We start from the raw sequence: 14,621 nt of genomic DNA, 5'->3' as shown, positions 1-14,621 counted from the left end.
AGAACAGCTTGGGCGCAGGGGCCAGCGCGAACGGGCCGAGATAGGTGCGGCCCTTGCGGAACAGCACCGACAGTTCGATGTCCTGACCCGCCTCGCCTTCGCCGCCTTGCGGGCTGGCGGTTGCGGCGCGGGCGGCGGCGGCGCGGTCTGCAGGCGTGCCCTGATGGCTGCCGGCCAGACCGACCAGAGCGGCCAGAGGTTTGCGGGCCTTGAACTGGACCTCGCCTTCCAGCTGGCCCTTGTCGTCGGCATAGAGGACGGGGCTGGTGAGCAGGGCATGGCTTTCGCCCGCCGTCATCTCGCCCTTCACATTGACGAAGCGGCCACCGGCTCGGGTCCATGCGGCCAGCAGGCCCGCCGAGGTCGCAGGCTGGCGCAGTGCCGAAGCTTTTTCCACCACAGCTTCGACCTGCAGCGTCAGTTCGCCGTTCTGGGCAAAGCCCTGAACCGGACCGCCATCGCGGCCCTTCGCCTTCACCAGACGGAACATCACATCGACGTCGTCACCCGGCGTCGGATCACTGGTCAGGTGGGGGCGCATATAGAGCTGGATCAGCGCCGCATCGGCCAAGGGGAAGGGCGCGGCACCCTGCGCGGGAATAAAGACGGGCGTGGCCATTTCGAACGCCACATTGGGCCAGCGCTGGCGAAGTCCGGTCAGGCTCAGACGGATCGCCTCGGCTGTGACGGTGGTTTCGCCCTTGTCAGCGCGGACAAGTGTCAGCCCGTTCTCGGCCACCACAACCCAGTGCAGCGGATTATAGCTGTTGGCCTCGGCGGCGATGGCAGGGGATTTGATGCCGTGACCGGAAGGGGCGATGAAGGTCCCGTCCTTGACGGTCAGCCGCGTATGCATCGGCCAGCCGGAGGTCGAGATGCCGGAATATTCAACAGTCCAGCCGGAAGCCTTCAGTTGATCAAGGCGGGTCTCGAACTGCCCCTTGGCCTCGTTCGCCAGCCAGAACCACCACACCGTCCAAACGGCCAACAACACCCCGACGATGATGAAGGGGATGAACAGGGCGCGGCGGCTGTGTGTTTGCGGTTCGGGTGCAGAGGTCATGGGCGGCTTATAGAACAGGGGTGCCGAGGCGTCTCGCACAACTGCAGCATCTCAGGCTGTAATGTCAGCCCATTTTGCATGGGCGGCTGAAAGCGCGTCATCGGGCGCGATCTCCAGCAACAGGCCGCGCTGTCCGGCATTGATGAGGACGCGGTCGAACAGTTGCGCCGTCTCGTCGATGACGGTCGGCACCTGTTTGCGCTGGCCGAAGGGGCTGACGCCGCCGACCTTGTAGCCGGTCAGGCGTTCGGCATCGGCGGGTTTCATCATCTGGGCGTGTTTGCCATGAAGCGCGGCGGCCAACTTCTTCATGCTGACCTCGCAGTCGGATGGCAGGACGACGCAGGCGGCCTTGTCATCGACCAGAACCATCAGGCTTTTGAACACCTGCTCGGGGGCCTTGCCGAGGGCCTCGGCGGCTTGCAGGCCGACGCGCGGCGCGTCTGGATCGTAGTCATAGGGGTGAAGCTCGAAACCGATGCCTGCCTTGGTCAGGGCAACGGTGGCGGGCGTGGTCTTGGCCATCAGGCTTCGTCCGTCTTGAGGAATTCCTTGGTCAGTTCGACCGCGTCGGCCAGCCCCATCCGCATCACCTCCGTCCCTTCGGGCAGACCCGAGAACAGACGGGTCGGGCAGGCGGCGTCCAGCATCACAAAGACGCCCTTGTCGTCGGCACGGCGGATCAGGCGACCGAACGCCTGTGCGATGCGCCCTCGCGCCAGAGCATCGTCATAGGTGCGCCCGCCGTGGCCCGAACCGAACCGCTCGCGCCGCGCCTTGTGCAACAGGTCGGGGCGCGGCCACGGCACGCGGTCAAAGGCGAGAATGCGGAGCGAGCGGCCCGGAACATCCACCCCGTCACGCACGGCATCGGTGCCCAGAAGGCAGCTGTCGTTCTCGGCGCGGAACACATCGACCAATGCACCGACTTCCAGCGGGTCGATATGCTGGGCGTAGAGGGGAATGCCCGCACGGGCGAGGTCCGGTCCCAACCGCTCATAGACGGCCTTCAAACGCCGGATGGCGGTGAACAGGCCAACGCCCCCCCCGCCTGCGGCCAAAAACAGCTCGCGCATGGCCGCTGCCGTCTGGCGCGGGTCGTCCTTGGTCAGGTCGTTCACCACGATAATGCGGCTGTGGTTGGCATAGTCGAACGGGCTCTCGACCTTGAGGGTGCGGGCGGGCTCGATCAGGCGGGCGGCACCGGAGCGCACGCGGGCCATGTCGAACGGGTCCTGTGCGGACGGGTCGGACAGGGTGGCGCTGGTCACCAGTACGCCGTGGGACGGCATGATGACGGCGGCTTCCAGCGGCACGGTCGGGTCGATCCAGTGACGGCGAAGGGCCACGTCGTGGATGCGGCCAAAGGCGGCCTCCGCCGACAGCCAGTCCACATAGTCGGGGTCGGGCTCGGCCCCCGCCTCGTCCAGTGCCGCCAGCATGGAGCGCCAGCCGGGCAGGGTCATGCGTGCGCGGCGGTCCATGCCGCGCAATGCGCCCTCGATGCGGGCGCGGGCCGACGGGTCCAGTTCGGCGGCTTCCTCGTCGAGAATGTCCTCAAGGTGCCGCGACAGGGCCAGAAGGGGCGCTTCGATGGCGGCCAGTGCCTGCGCGGCCTCACGCGCGGCCTCGACCACGGCATCATTAACGGGGCGAAGCGCGCATTCCAGTCCGAACTCGGTCCCGCCGTTCTCGGCGGCGCGGGCGCGCAGCTGTTCCAGCGCCGCAACAAGGAACCGTTCGATTGGACCGATGGGGTTCACCTCGCCTGACGCGGGCGCGATGCGGCCCGACACGCCTTCGCCCGGAAGCTGGGCGGCGGCGGCGATGGCATCCTTCAGGGCCTTGGTGGCGGCTTCATTGTCGGCGCAAAGATCACCAAGCCGGATTTCCAGACCCCGTCCGCGACGCCCGCGCCCCTCGGGGCCACGGATCCAGCGGCGCAACTCGGCGGCCTCCTGACCTGACAGACTGGCGGAAAAGGCGCTGTCGGCGGCATCGAACAGGTGGTGGCCCTCGTCGAAGACGATGCGCTTCAGGGCCGCCGTCTCGCCGTCCTGCTTCAGGCCGCGGGCCGTGCGCGATCCGTCAAAGGCGGCCTGTGTCATGACCAGCGCGTGGTTGGCGACCACCAGATCGGCGCGGCGGCTGGCGCGGATGGTCTTTTCCACGAAGCACAGGCGGTAATGCGGACAGGCGGCATGGACGCACTCGCCGCGGCGGTCCACCAGATTGGCCGGGCTGGCCTGATGGGCGGGCTGTACGGCGAACAGGCCAGACAGCCAGCCGGGGTAATCCCCGCCCGTCATGTCGCCATCGCGGGTGTGCGCGGCCCAGCGCGTGGCCAAGGCCATGCCGACCAGATCGCCATTGCCCAGTTGGGCGGCCTGAACCATGTCCTGAAGGTTCAGAAGGCAGAGGTAGTTCTCGCGCCCCTTGCGGACGACCGTTTTACGTCGGCGCTCGGCCTCGTCCGGCCACAGGGCCTTGCTCTCGCGGTCGATCTGGCGCTGCAGGGCGCGGGTGTAGGTGGATATCCACGCCGCCCCCTGATTGCGCTCGGCCCACAGGGAGGCGGGGGCCAGATAGCCCATGGTCTTGCCTGTGCCCGTGCCCGCCTCGGCCAGAAGCACGCGAGGGCGGCCTTCCTCGATGCGGGGGGAAAAGGCGAAGGCGGCCTCGGCAGCATAGTCGGACTGGGCCGGACGCGTCTCGTCCAGCCCTGACTGGCGCAGCAGTTTCTCCAGCCGGATACGCGCGCTTTCGCTGTCGACAGGGGCGGAGCCGGCCTCGCCGCGCGGTGGCTCGTCTTCCCATTCGGGCAGGCGCGCCCAGACATCCAGACCCGACCCGCGCGAGGTGCGGTCACGGATACCGCCCGCCTCCAGCGCCTTGATCACACGGCTGCCCCACGCCCAACTGGCACGGTCCAGCGTCAGCGCGACGCCATAGGCTTCCTCGCGCTTGGGATAGGAGGGGTCGGCCAGTTCCTTCAGCAGTTCGGCGGCGGCCGACCGCAGGGCGATGGCCTGCGCCACGGAACCCTTGGGCTCGGCCTGTCCGAGCGCCATTGCGAGCCCGGTCGGCGAGGGCGCTCAGAAGCGGGCCGGACGCACGAAGGCGAACAGCTCCAGCGCATCCAGAATGTCGGGCGAGCGGGCGGGGGCCTCCAGCCCCAGACGCCGCGCGGTGATGCTGGCATGGGCGACGATGACAGGCCCGCCCAACAGATAGCCCTCAGCCGCCCCGCGACCGATCTTTCGCGCGCCCTCGTCGTCGCACACAGCACCTGCACCCGGCGGGGTCGCCAGGGCGGGCGGCAGGCTGATTTCCAGCTTGGAACTGGACGAAAGCGTTTCGGGGGTGACGGTCACACCCGCAACATAGTCAACCTGACGGGGAAACGAAATTGGCCCTCACTCTCTGCAGAGATAATTTCAAAAACCAAAGATTGTTGAGTGTTGCCGGTAGGGACAATTCCTGCAACGGTGCCCGTTTACCGACTACCAGCGGGGTGGCTGTGCGTACTGAGCGTGTTCAGACCGACGAGTTGCCTATCCCGTAGATCACCGACGGCGAGGGGCCCCTCGTTGTTCTGGTGCATGGATTTCCCGATCTGGCCATTGGGTGGCGCAACCAGATCACGGCCATTGCGGCTGCGGGATACAAGGTCGTCGCGCCGGACATGCGCGGATACGGCGGCACCGGCGGGCCGAACCAAACGACAGCCTATTCGATCTTTTCGCTGGTGGGTGACCTTGTCTCGCTGGTCGAGGCTCTGGATGCCAAAAGGGCCGTCATCGTCGGTCACGACTGGGGCGCGGCGGTGGCGTGGCACGCCGCCCTGCTCAGGCCCGATATGTTCCACGCGGTCATGGGTATGGCGGTGCCGTTCCAACCGCGGCTGCGGATAGGGCCACCGACCGATCTTATGCGCTCGCTGGCCGCCAAACGTCGCGAAGACCGCCTTTATCTCGAAGCCTTCGCCAAGCCGGACAGCCACCGGTCGATGGATGCCGATCCTGCGACGGCACTACGAAAGGTTTTATGGGCGTTTGACGGGGGGACGCCGGATCATCGGCAGAGCACAGGACGGATTGCCGAGGGGCTGGATTTTCTGGGCACCATCTCGGACGAGGCGGTCGTGCCCCCGTGGATGGATGAGGCGCATTTCCAAGCCTATGTCTCGGCCTTTGCGGCTGGCGGGTTCGAAAGGCCGTTGAACTGGTATCGAAAGATCGACGCCAACTGGTCGCGGACGCGTTGGCTTCAGGGCTGCAAGATACAGGTACCCGCCGCCTTCCTGGTTGGAGAGCGCGATCCGGTTCGCCGCTATATGGGCCACTACGAGGAGACCCTTCCGGAATGGCTTACCGACTTCAGGGGCCACACCGTAGTGGAGGGCGCTGGCCACTGGGTGCAACAGGAAGCTCCCGATGCAGTGAACGAAGCCATTCTGTCGTTCTTGTGGGGGCTGCACTAGCGGCGGCGATAGCGCACGACCGATCCAAGCGAGATGCGGCTGGTGCTGTAATCCAGCCCGATCCGGTCAAACATCGTGAGAATATCGGCCCCCAACAACAGGGCCGGTTGGTTGGTCAGTCCCAGCACGTCGAAAATATGGAGATCGGCAAAGTGGAGTGGTATCCGCTCCAGCCTTTTCGGCCCCAGTTGGAGCGTGGGCGAAGGACCGGTTTTGACCAGCATCGGCGGGCCGATAACGCCCTGGACGCTGGTGTCGCGGGTGGCGGAGGGCGGGATGCCCAGTGACTGCAACAGTTTCAGGTTTCCAATCGAATACTGCGATCCTGTATCCAGAAAGGCCGTCGTGGCCACCGATCCCACCTGAATCTCCATCAGGACCAAGCCGTGGGCGGCGCGCGAGCGGACAGGTGTCAGCCGTCTTTCGATGCGGGTAGCCAGTCGGGGGCCGCCGAGATCGAAAACCGGACTGCGGCGGGTCGTGGGATTCAGCGTGGCGCTGAGGTTCAGCACATCTAGCGTCAGCGTGAAATGCCGCAGATGATTAAGTCCCAGCAGGCCCGGTGCGCCCAGTTCTTCATAAGGGAAAACGGGCGTCAGAACATTCTCGAAGACAAGCCCCTGAACGCGTAGGCGCGGCAGGACGACAGTGGGGGCTCTCACCGAGGCGGTGACGGTATGGACGACAACCTCGGGCCCTGAAGGCAGGGCCATCTGTCGCGCCAGCCGATCCGAAAGCGATGTTGCCTGTGACCCGGTGTCCAGAACGAACAGGCTGCGGTGGGGCGGCGCGAAATAGACGGGTGTGGCGAGGCGGGTGAACAGGTTCACATAGAGCGGGACCTCTTCTGCCTCGTTTGCCTCCATGTCGCTTTGGAAGCCATAGGTGCGGGTGGGCAAAAGAGATGCGGCTCCCGTACCGCACAGGCCGAGCAGGGATTGCCGCCGATCAATCCGGCGTGGAGGGCCGGTCGTATTGCAGGCAGCGGTCATAGCCCGCGCTCCAACAACAATAACGTCGTTATTCTATCGTTTTGGGGCGTAACCGGTCAACGGCGCGGGCGGGCGTCGGCATAGGCTTTCAGCAGGGCGGCGGCGTCGACCTGGGTGTATTTTTGGGTGGTCGACAGGCTGGCGTGGCCGAGCAGTTCCTGAATGGAGCGCAGATCGGCCCCGGCTCCCAGAAGGTGGGTTGCGAAACTGTGCCTCAGCGCGTGGGGGGTGGCCGAGGCGGGCAAGCCCAGACGGCCGCGAAGGCGTTGAACCGTGGCCTGCACCTGACGCGCCGAAAGCGGCCCGCCGCGCTTGGCCCGAAACAGCGCCATTTCAGGATCGAGCGGCCATGGGTTAAGGCGCAGATAGTCGTCCACGGCCTCTGCGACCTGAGGCAGGACCGGAACGATACGGGTCTTGGAGCCCTTGCCCAGCACCCGCAGGGTCTCGCCCAGCGGAGCATCCTTGCGGCGCAGGGAAAGGCCTTCGGAAATCCGCAGACCACAGCCATAGAGCAGGGTCAGGACGGCGCGGTCGCGGGCGGCCTCCCACGGCTCCATGTCCGGATCGGCGTCCGGTTCCTGAAGCAGGCCTATGGCCTGATCCTCGGTGACGGGGCGGGGCAGGGAGGCTTTGACGCGCGGTCCGCGCACCAGAACCAGCTGCGCCGCATCGACACCATGGCGACGGTCCAGATAGCGGTGAAAACCCCGTATTGCCGCCAGTGTCTGGCTGAGGGATCGGGCATTCAGCGGGTGATCCCCGCTGCGCCGCTCGGCCAGATGGGCGCGCAGTTCGGCAGCACTGACCGTTCCCAGATCGTTCAGTCTCAGGGTCTGGCCGCGATGGCGTTCCAGAAACCCCACATAGAGCCGCCCGATGTGGCCATAGGCTTCCAAGGTGCGCGGGGACAGGCGGCGTTCATGGGCCAGATGGTCCAGCCATTCCCTCAGGACCTCGTCGGCGGTCAGGCTTCCGGCAGAGGCCATCGGCCAGCCATACGTTCAAACACACGCGCGACAAAGGCGATCAGTTCGCAACCCATCGACGGCGTAAAGCCTTCATCCTCGACCGAGCCAAAGGCGCAAAGTGCGGCGCGGGGCTTGTCCTGATCGGCGAAGCGTATGTTCATCCGCACCAGAGCGACCGAGCGTACGTCGCCGTCGGCGGGACCGAAAAGATCAAGACCGGTGAAGTTCGGGCCAAGCCAGTTGCGGCCATCCTCGCCCAGAAGGGCGTCGACGCGGCCCGGCTCCAGAGCCTTCCAGCCAAAGGGCACGACGCCCGGTTTTTCGATGGCGATGGCGGCACCGGCCAGACCAAATCGGGCCTGGGTAGTGATGTCGAGCTGGCGGGCCAGTTCGATGTGACCCGTGGCCTCCATCAGATCCAGCGCCGCAACGTGGGTCTGGGTCTGGGCGGCGAAATTGGTGCGCGAGATTTCTTCGATCAGGCGACGGGCACCCGCCTCGCGCTGGGCGGCGGCTTCCATCTTGCTCAGGGCCGCACGGCCGAAATCGACGACGTTGCGGCCTTCGACCTTGAGACCCAGCTGTTCCAGAAGCTCGCGGTCATCCAGCAGATGCTGGCCATTGGCCTCGAGCCAGAGGCGAACGTCGGGCCAATGCAGGTCGGTGGTCATGTCGGAGTGGTCCGCCGTGGTGTCCAGAGATTGAGACATTGAAGGGACCACTCCATCTATGATCGCAGGTTACAGGATGGACTGGCCGGTCTTGCCCCAGTCCGCAAGGAAGGCATCAAGCCCCTTTTCGGTTAATGGGTGCTTTACCAAGTCCTTCAAAACCGCAGGCGGCAGGGTGGCGGCGTCCGCACCGGCGATGGCCGCAGCCTCGACATGGGCGGTGTTGCGTAGGGAGGCGGCAAGGATTTCGGTCTCGAAACCCTGAATGTCGTAAAGGGCGCGGATCTCTTCGATCAGCAGGCCGCCATCGGCACCGTGGTCGTCCAGACGCCCGACAAACGGGGAGATGAAGGTGGCACCGGCCTTGGCGGCCAGCATGGCCTGTGCCGCCGAGAAGCACAGGGTCACATTGGTCTTGATGCCGCGCTCGGTGAAGGTGCGCGTGGCGCGCAGGCCGTCCCACGTCAGCGGCAGTTTCACGACCACATTCTTGTGGATCTCAGCCAGCTTCTCGCCTTCCTTGACCATGGTGTCATAATCGGTGGCGACGGCTTCTGCCGAAATCGGCCCCTCGACGGATGCGCAAATCTCGGCAATGACCTCAGCAATGTTCCGACCCGACTTCGCAATCAGAGACGGATTGGTGGTGACGCCATCGATCATGCCCGTAGGCAGCAGATCCTTGATGACGGAGACGTCGGCGGTATCGAGGAAAATTTTCATGGTCGCTAGGTTAGCGCGGGTGGTGTTCGCGTGAAAGTGGCGTCCGTCCTCGTGCCCCTGCCTGTGCAGGAACCGTTCGACTATGCCGTGCCAGAGGGCATGCAGGTCGCGCGCGGCGATCAGGTCGATGTGCCGCTGGGGCCGCGCCTTGTCCGGGGCATCGTCTCGGAAGTGTTCGATACGACCGGATCGAACCGCAAACTGAAATCCATAGAGAAGAAGGCGACCGACCCGTCCCTACCGGAAAAAACGGTGGATTTCGTCGAATGGGCGGCACGCTGGACGCTGGCTCCGCCCGGCGAAATGGCCGCCCGTGCGCTCAAAGGGCTGCGGGCCCCGCGGCCCAAGCCTGAACGCCGCGTGCGCCGTATCGGCATGCGCCAGCCCCAGCGGGCGACGACCGCCCGCACCAATGTGCTGAAGGCCTTGGGTGAGCGCAGCATGACGCCCGCCGATCTGGCCCGCGCCGCCGAAGTATCAACCGGTGTGGTGAAGGGGCTGGTGGACGAAGGCGTGCTGGAAGCTTTCGAGGTCGAGGCGCTGGCCGCGTTCGATGCGCCGCGTCCCGATCATGCGCCCTCGGTGTTGAACCCCGATCAGGCGGCGTCGGCCAAGGCCATGGGCAAGGCGGCGATCGACGGCGGGTTCTCGCCCTTCCTGCTGGACGGCATCACCGGCTCGGGCAAGACCGAGACCTATCTGGAAGCGGCGGCAGACCTGCTGGCGGCCAAGCCGGACGCGCAGGTGCTGATCCTGCTGCCGGAAATCGCCCTGACGCAGGCCCTGATCGAGCGAATCACCCGCCGCTTTGGCGCGGCTCCCGCCGAATGGCATTCGGGCGTCACGCCGCCGCGCCGCCGTCAGGTGTGGGAGGCCGTGCGGGCCGGACGGTGCAATATCGTGGTGGGGGCGCGCTCGGCCCTGTTCCTGCCCTATGCCAACCTCTCCCTGATCGTGGTCGATGAAGAACACGACGGTTCCTACAAACAGGAAGAGGGGCTGGTTTATCATGGCCGCGATCTGGCCGTGGCACGCGCCCGTATCGAAGGGGCGACGGTGGTGCTGGCCTCGGCTACGCCCTCGCTGGAGACGCTGTGGAATGCGCGTCAGGGGCGCTATCGCTGGCTGCAGCTGAGGTCGCGCCATGGCGTGGCGGTGCTGCCCGATATCACCCTCGTGGACCTGCGCCAGAACCCACCCGATCCCCAGACGTGGCTGTCCCAGACCCTGCGCGAAGAGATCGGCACCAACCTGCAGAAGGGCGAGCAGTCGCTGCTGTTCCTGAACCGTCGTGGCTATGCGCCGGTGGTCCTGTGCCGCGCCTGCGGGCATCGGCTGACAGCCCCCGATACGGACAGCTGGCTGGTAGAGCACCGCTATACAGGGCGGCTGGTCTGTCACCTGACCGGCTTTTCCATGCCCAAGCCCAAGGCCTGTCCGTCCTGCGGGACAGAGGATTCCCTCGTCTCCGTCGGGCCGGGTGTGGAGCGGGTCGAGGAGGAGGTGCGTCAGCTCTTCCCCGACGCCCGCACGGCGGTCTTTTCATCCGACACCGTGCCGGACGGCGAGGCGGCCCGCGCCCTGATCCAGTCCATGGCCGATGGCGAGATCGACATCCTTGTCGCCACACAGGCGGCGGCTAAAGGCCACAACTTCCCGCGCCTGACTCTGGTCGGGGTGGTGGATGCGGACCTTGGCCTGCGCGGTGGTGACCTGCGGGCGGCAGAGCGCACCTATCAGCTTTTGGCGCAGGCCACGGGGCGGGCAGGGCGGGCCGACAAGCCGGGCCGCGCACTGCTTCAGACATGGACGCCCGAGCATCCGGTGCTGGAGGCGCTGGCGGCCAATGACCGCGATGCCTTCATCGAGGCCGAGATGGGCGAGCGCGAGCTGGGCACCATGCCGCCGTTCGGACGTCTGGCGGCGCTGATCCTGTCCAGCGAGAACGCGCACGCGCTGGAAAAGACGGCGCGTGAACTGGCTGCCGCCATTCCCAATGCCGAGCGTCTGGAGGTCTATGGTCCGGCGGATGCGCCGCTGGCGCTCGTGCGGGGGCGGCGCAGAAAGCGGATGCTGGTCCGTGCGGATCGCGACGTGAACCTTCAGGCCTTCCTCAGGGCGTGGCTGTCACGGGTGAAGGTGCCTGCCTCGGTCCGCCTGACGGTGGATGTGGACCCCTATAGCTTCCTTTAGTCGCGGCGCTGGACCGTGATCTCGTAAAGGGCGGGCCAGTTCTTGCCGGTGACGAACAGGCGTCGGCTGGCCTCGTCCCACGCGATACCGTTGAGCACATCGTCCAGCGGATTGCGGATGCTTCCCGCAGGCAGAAGGCCGCGCAGGTCGATGATGCCGCTCACCACGCCGTCGGCGGGATTGATGCGCACGATGAAGTCGCTTTGCCAGACATTGGCCCAGACCTCTCCGTCGATCCACTCCAGCTCGTTCAGCTGATTGAGCGGGCGACCGGCGAGGGTGACATCCACGCTGCCGGTTTCGGTCAGGGTTTCCGGATCGAAGAAGCGCAGTTTCGGCGTCCCGTCCGACAGGATCAACCGCTGGCCGTCGGTGGTCAGGCCCCAGCCTTCGCCCTCATAGGTGAACTGGCCGATGGGCGAGAGGTCATCCTTGTTCCAGATGAAGCCGGTCTGCGTCTGCCAGGTAATGGAATAGATGCGGCCGTTAAGCTCGGTCAGACCCTCGCCGAAATGCTGGCTGGGCAGGATTTTACGGTCCAGCACCACACCGTCTTCCAGCCTCACGCGTCGAACCGTCGACAGGCCGCGCCCTGTGCTTTCCAGCAGGACACCGTCACGGATGACGAGGCCTTGGGTAAAGGCGGCGCGATCATGCGGATAGGTGGCCACGACCTCATAGTCGTAAACCGGAGGCATGGCCTTGGCCGCCTCCTGTCCAGATACGGCAAGGGCGGGACTGAACAGCCCCGCCCAAACCGCAACTACAAATGCCGCAAGGCCTTTGTGCATCAGGCTTCCTTGGTGGTTTCCAGCTGGTCGCGAAGGGCAGCCTCCTTGGCCTCCTTCTTCACCTTGGCATTACGTGACCACATGTTGAGCCCCTCGACCAGAGCCGAGAAGGCCATGGCCGTATAGATGTAGCCCTTGGGCACGTGGGCACCGAAGCCATCGGCAATAAGAACCACGCCGATCATCAGCAGGAAGCCCAGAGCCAGCATGACCACGGTCGGGTTCTTGTCGATGAAGTTGGCCAGCGGGTCCGAAGCCAGCAGCATGGTCATGACGGCGATCACCACGGCGACCATCATGATCGGCACGTGCTCGGTCATACCCACGGCGGTCAGGATGGAGTCGACCGAGAATACGAGGTCCAGAAGGATGATCTGAACGATCGCCGAGCCGACGTTGTTGATGACCGCATCCTTCTTTTCTTTTTCAAGAAGGCCGGTGTCGGACGGGGTGGTGTCGACCGAGTGGTGGATTTCCTTGGTCGCTTTCCAGATCAGGAACAGGCCACCGGCGATCAGGATCAGGTCACGCCACGAGAAAGACGTCTCGAAGCCGGCACCTGACCAACCCAAATCGAACACAGGCTGGGTCAGGCCGACGATCCAGCCGATGGTGGCCAGCAGGCAAAGACGCATGATCAGGGCCAGACCGATACCGATACGGCGGGTGCGCTGGCGGTGTTCCGGCGGCAGCTTGTTCGACAGGATCGAAATAAAGATCAGGTTGTCGATGCCGAGGACGACTTCCATGACCACGAGGGTCACAAGGGCCGCCCACGCGGCTGGATCAGTCAGAAGAGGGACTATACTGTCGAACATCGAAATTCCTGGAATTTATGTGAAGGACGTTCGGTAAACAGGCCGGTACGGCTCTTCAAGTGGCTGGGGATAGGGCTTGTCGTCGCACCTATTGTATCACGCAGAACGATCCGGTCATCGACCAAGGTCGGTCGCTGAAACTGCGATAAGAGCGCGGGTGCGGCGTTATCGTTCCGACGGCATCGGTTGCGAGTTGCGGTCTTGCATGGTATTGGCCGCGCGGCTTTGAAGAAGGGCGTATCGAGAGATGCGTCCCGAAAGTGCTTTATACAAGCATATCAAGCCCTTGATCGGCGTAGGTAACTGCGGCCGGTTTTGATGCAACGCTCAATATGCGGACCAAACATAAGTGGCGGACGATTTCAGGACGACGGAAGTCGGCGGACGGTATGCTCAGGCACTGTTCGACCTCGCAGAAGATAAGGGCGTGCTGGACGCCGTGCGCGCTGATTTGGCGTCGCTGAAGGCCGCCTGGCTGGAAAGCGCCGATCTGCGCCGTCTGGCAACTTCGCCGGTTATCGCTTCGGAAGATCAGGCCAAGGGCCTGCTCGCCATCGCGGACAAGGCCAAGTTCAACGCCGTGACCCGCAATCTGCTGGGTCTGGTTGCCACCAATGGCCGTTCGGTTGACCTGCCGGGCGTGATCGCCAGCTTCGAGGCTCTGTACGCCGCGAAGAAGGGCATTGTTGCCGCCGAGGTGGTGTCGGCCGTCGCGCTGACCGCTGCCCAATCCAAGAAGATTCAATCGGAGCTGCGCGCCGCCCTCGGCCGTGACCCCGAGCTGACCACCCGCGTCGACCCGTCGATCCTGGGTGGTCTGAAGGTCAAGGTCGGATCGAAGCTGTTTGATGCTTCGCTGAAGACCAAGCTTGACCAAATGACCTATGCGCTGAAGCGCGCCTAACGCCCGAACGAACTTACAGAGATCAGTCGGGCCGCAAGGTCCGCACCGAAGACGAAAGCCAGAGAGCTCAACATGGATATCCGCGCCGCCGAAATCTCGGCCATTCTTAAGTCGCAGATCGCCAATTTCGGCGTGGAAGCCGACGTTTCTGACGTCGGTCAGGTGCTGTCGGTTGGCGACGGCATCGCCCGCGTTCACGGCCTGGACAATGTCCAAGCCGGTGAAATGGTGGAATTCACCAAGGCTGGCGTGAAGGGCATGGCCCTGAACCTGGAACGCGACAACGTCGGCGTCGTGATCTTCGGCACCGACGCCGAGATCTCGGAAGGCGACGACGTTCGTCGTCTAGGCGAAATCGTGGACGTGCCGGTCGGCAAGGGCCTGCTGGGCCGCGTCGTGAACCCGCTGGGCGAGCCGATCGACGGCAAGGGCCCGATCGAGTTCACCGAGCGCCGCCGCGTTGACGTGAAGGCTCCGGGCATCATCCCCCGTAAGTCGGTTCACGAGCCGATGCAGACCGGCCTGAAGTCGATCGACACCCTGATCCCGATCGGCCGTGGCCAGCGCGAGCTGATCATCGGTGACCGTCAGGTCGGCAAGACCGCCGTTGCCGTCGACACCATCCTGAACCAGAAGCCGCTGAACAAGTCGGACGACGAGTCGCAGAAGCTGTACTGCATCTACGTCGCTGTCGGCCAAAAGCGCTCGACCGTTGCCCAGATCGTGAAGACCCTCGAAGAGTCGGGCGCTCTGGAATACACCATCGTTGTGGCCGCTACCGCTTCGGAACCGGCTCCGCTGCAGTTCCTGGCTCCGTTCGCCGGTACCGCCATGGGCGAGTTCTTCCGCGACAACGGCATGCACGGCCTGATCGTCTATGACGACCTGTCCAAGCAAGCTGTGGCCTACCGTCAAATGTCGCTGCTGCTGCGCCGTCCGCCGGGCCGTGAAGCCTATCCGGGCGACGTCTTCTACCTGCACTCCCGTCTGCTGGAGCGTTCGGCCAAGCTGA

12 protein-coding genes and 1 pseudogene are annotated in these 14,621 nt (G+C 64.9%); 4 read left to right on the top strand and 9 right to left on the bottom strand.

What is annotated here, in order from left to right; translation table 11 throughout:
• From Q0Y42_RS12925 to Q0Y42_RS12915, 3 genes and pseudogenes are all read right to left on the bottom strand, one after another.
• Positions 1–1,063 (bottom strand): DUF2125 domain-containing protein (locus tag Q0Y42_RS12925; RefSeq protein ID WP_297804433.1); only part of this gene is annotated, 1,063 nt, incomplete at its 3' end.
• 51 nt (positions 1,064–1,114) lie between these two features.
• The gene (gene ybaK / locus Q0Y42_RS12920) at positions 1,115–1,588 is read right to left on the bottom strand and encodes a Cys-tRNA(Pro) deacylase (protein WP_297804430.1); all 474 of its coding nucleotides are present in this window, start codon (positions 1,586–1,588) and stop codon (positions 1,115–1,117) included.
• Positions 1,588–4,347, bottom strand: a pseudogene (locus Q0Y42_RS12915) (ATP-dependent DNA helicase). The gene ybaK and the pseudogene Q0Y42_RS12915 overlap by 1 nt, the downstream one beginning before the upstream one ends.
• A 281-nt stretch (positions 4,348–4,628) precedes the next feature.
• Here Q0Y42_RS12915 and Q0Y42_RS12910 point away from each other — a divergent pair.
• Positions 4,629–5,546 (top strand): alpha/beta hydrolase, encoded by a 918-nt coding sequence (locus Q0Y42_RS12910; RefSeq protein WP_366108453.1) that lies wholly within the window; start codon positions 4,629–4,631, stop codon positions 5,544–5,546.
• Here Q0Y42_RS12910 and Q0Y42_RS12905 read toward each other — a convergent pair.
• The 4 genes from Q0Y42_RS12905 to fsa are packed head-to-tail and all read right to left on the bottom strand — an operon-like array spanning position 5,543 to position 8,903.
• Positions 5,543–6,538 (bottom strand): retroviral-like aspartic protease family protein, encoded by a 996-nt coding sequence (locus tag Q0Y42_RS12905; RefSeq protein ID WP_297804427.1) that lies wholly within the window; start codon positions 6,536–6,538, stop codon positions 5,543–5,545. The genes Q0Y42_RS12910 and Q0Y42_RS12905 overlap by 4 nt on opposite strands.
• Before the next feature lie 56 nt (positions 6,539–6,594).
• Positions 6,595–7,527, bottom strand: coding sequence for a tyrosine recombinase XerC (locus tag Q0Y42_RS12900; protein ID WP_297804425.1), 933 nt, complete (start codon positions 7,525–7,527; stop codon positions 6,595–6,597).
• A complete protein-coding gene (locus tag Q0Y42_RS12895) occupies positions 7,506–8,219 on the bottom strand; it encodes a DUF484 family protein (protein ID WP_297804422.1) in 714 nt (237 codons plus the stop codon). The genes Q0Y42_RS12900 and Q0Y42_RS12895 overlap by 22 nt, the downstream gene beginning before the upstream one ends.
• A 30-nt stretch (positions 8,220–8,249) precedes the next feature.
• The gene (gene fsa / locus Q0Y42_RS12890; protein WP_297804419.1) at positions 8,250–8,903 is read right to left on the bottom strand and encodes a fructose-6-phosphate aldolase; all 654 of its coding nucleotides are present in this window, start codon (positions 8,901–8,903) and stop codon (positions 8,250–8,252) included.
• Positions 8,904–8,933: 30 nt separating this feature from the next.
• Here fsa and Q0Y42_RS12885 point away from each other — a divergent pair, with 30 nt between their 5' ends.
• Positions 8,934–11,096: a primosomal protein N' gene (locus tag Q0Y42_RS12885; protein ID WP_297804416.1), complete on the top strand. Its 2,163-nt coding sequence runs from the start codon at positions 8,934–8,936 to the stop codon at positions 11,094–11,096.
• Here the strand turns inward: Q0Y42_RS12885 and Q0Y42_RS12880 are convergent.
• Entirely contained in the window at positions 11,093–11,887 is a 795-nt protein-coding gene (locus Q0Y42_RS12880; RefSeq protein WP_297804413.1) for a glutaminyl-peptide cyclotransferase, read from the bottom strand. The two genes, Q0Y42_RS12885 and Q0Y42_RS12880, sit on opposite strands and share 4 nt — an antisense overlap.
• The gene (locus Q0Y42_RS12875; protein WP_297804411.1) at positions 11,887–12,705 is read right to left on the bottom strand and encodes a TerC family protein; all 819 of its coding nucleotides are present in this window, start codon (positions 12,703–12,705) and stop codon (positions 11,887–11,889) included. The genes Q0Y42_RS12880 and Q0Y42_RS12875 overlap by 1 nt, the downstream gene beginning before the upstream one ends.
• 349 nt (positions 12,706–13,054) lie before the next feature.
• Here Q0Y42_RS12875 and Q0Y42_RS12870 point away from each other — a divergent pair, with 349 nt between their 5' ends.
• Both Q0Y42_RS12870 and atpA read left to right on the top strand, forming a co-directional pair.
• Complete coding sequence (locus Q0Y42_RS12870; protein ID WP_297804409.1) at positions 13,055–13,609, top strand: F0F1 ATP synthase subunit delta; 555 nt, start codon at positions 13,055–13,057, stop codon at positions 13,607–13,609.
• A 72-nt stretch (positions 13,610–13,681) separates the two neighbouring features.
• Positions 13,682–14,621: F0F1 ATP synthase subunit alpha (atpA, locus tag Q0Y42_RS12865; protein ID WP_297804406.1), on the top strand; the 940-nt coding region annotated here is incomplete at its 3' end.

Source organism: uncultured Brevundimonas sp. (genome assembly GCF_947305955.1).
Lineage (GTDB): Bacteria > Pseudomonadota > Alphaproteobacteria > Caulobacterales > Caulobacteraceae > Brevundimonas.
This window is presented reverse-complemented; position numbering and strand designations above follow the sequence as displayed.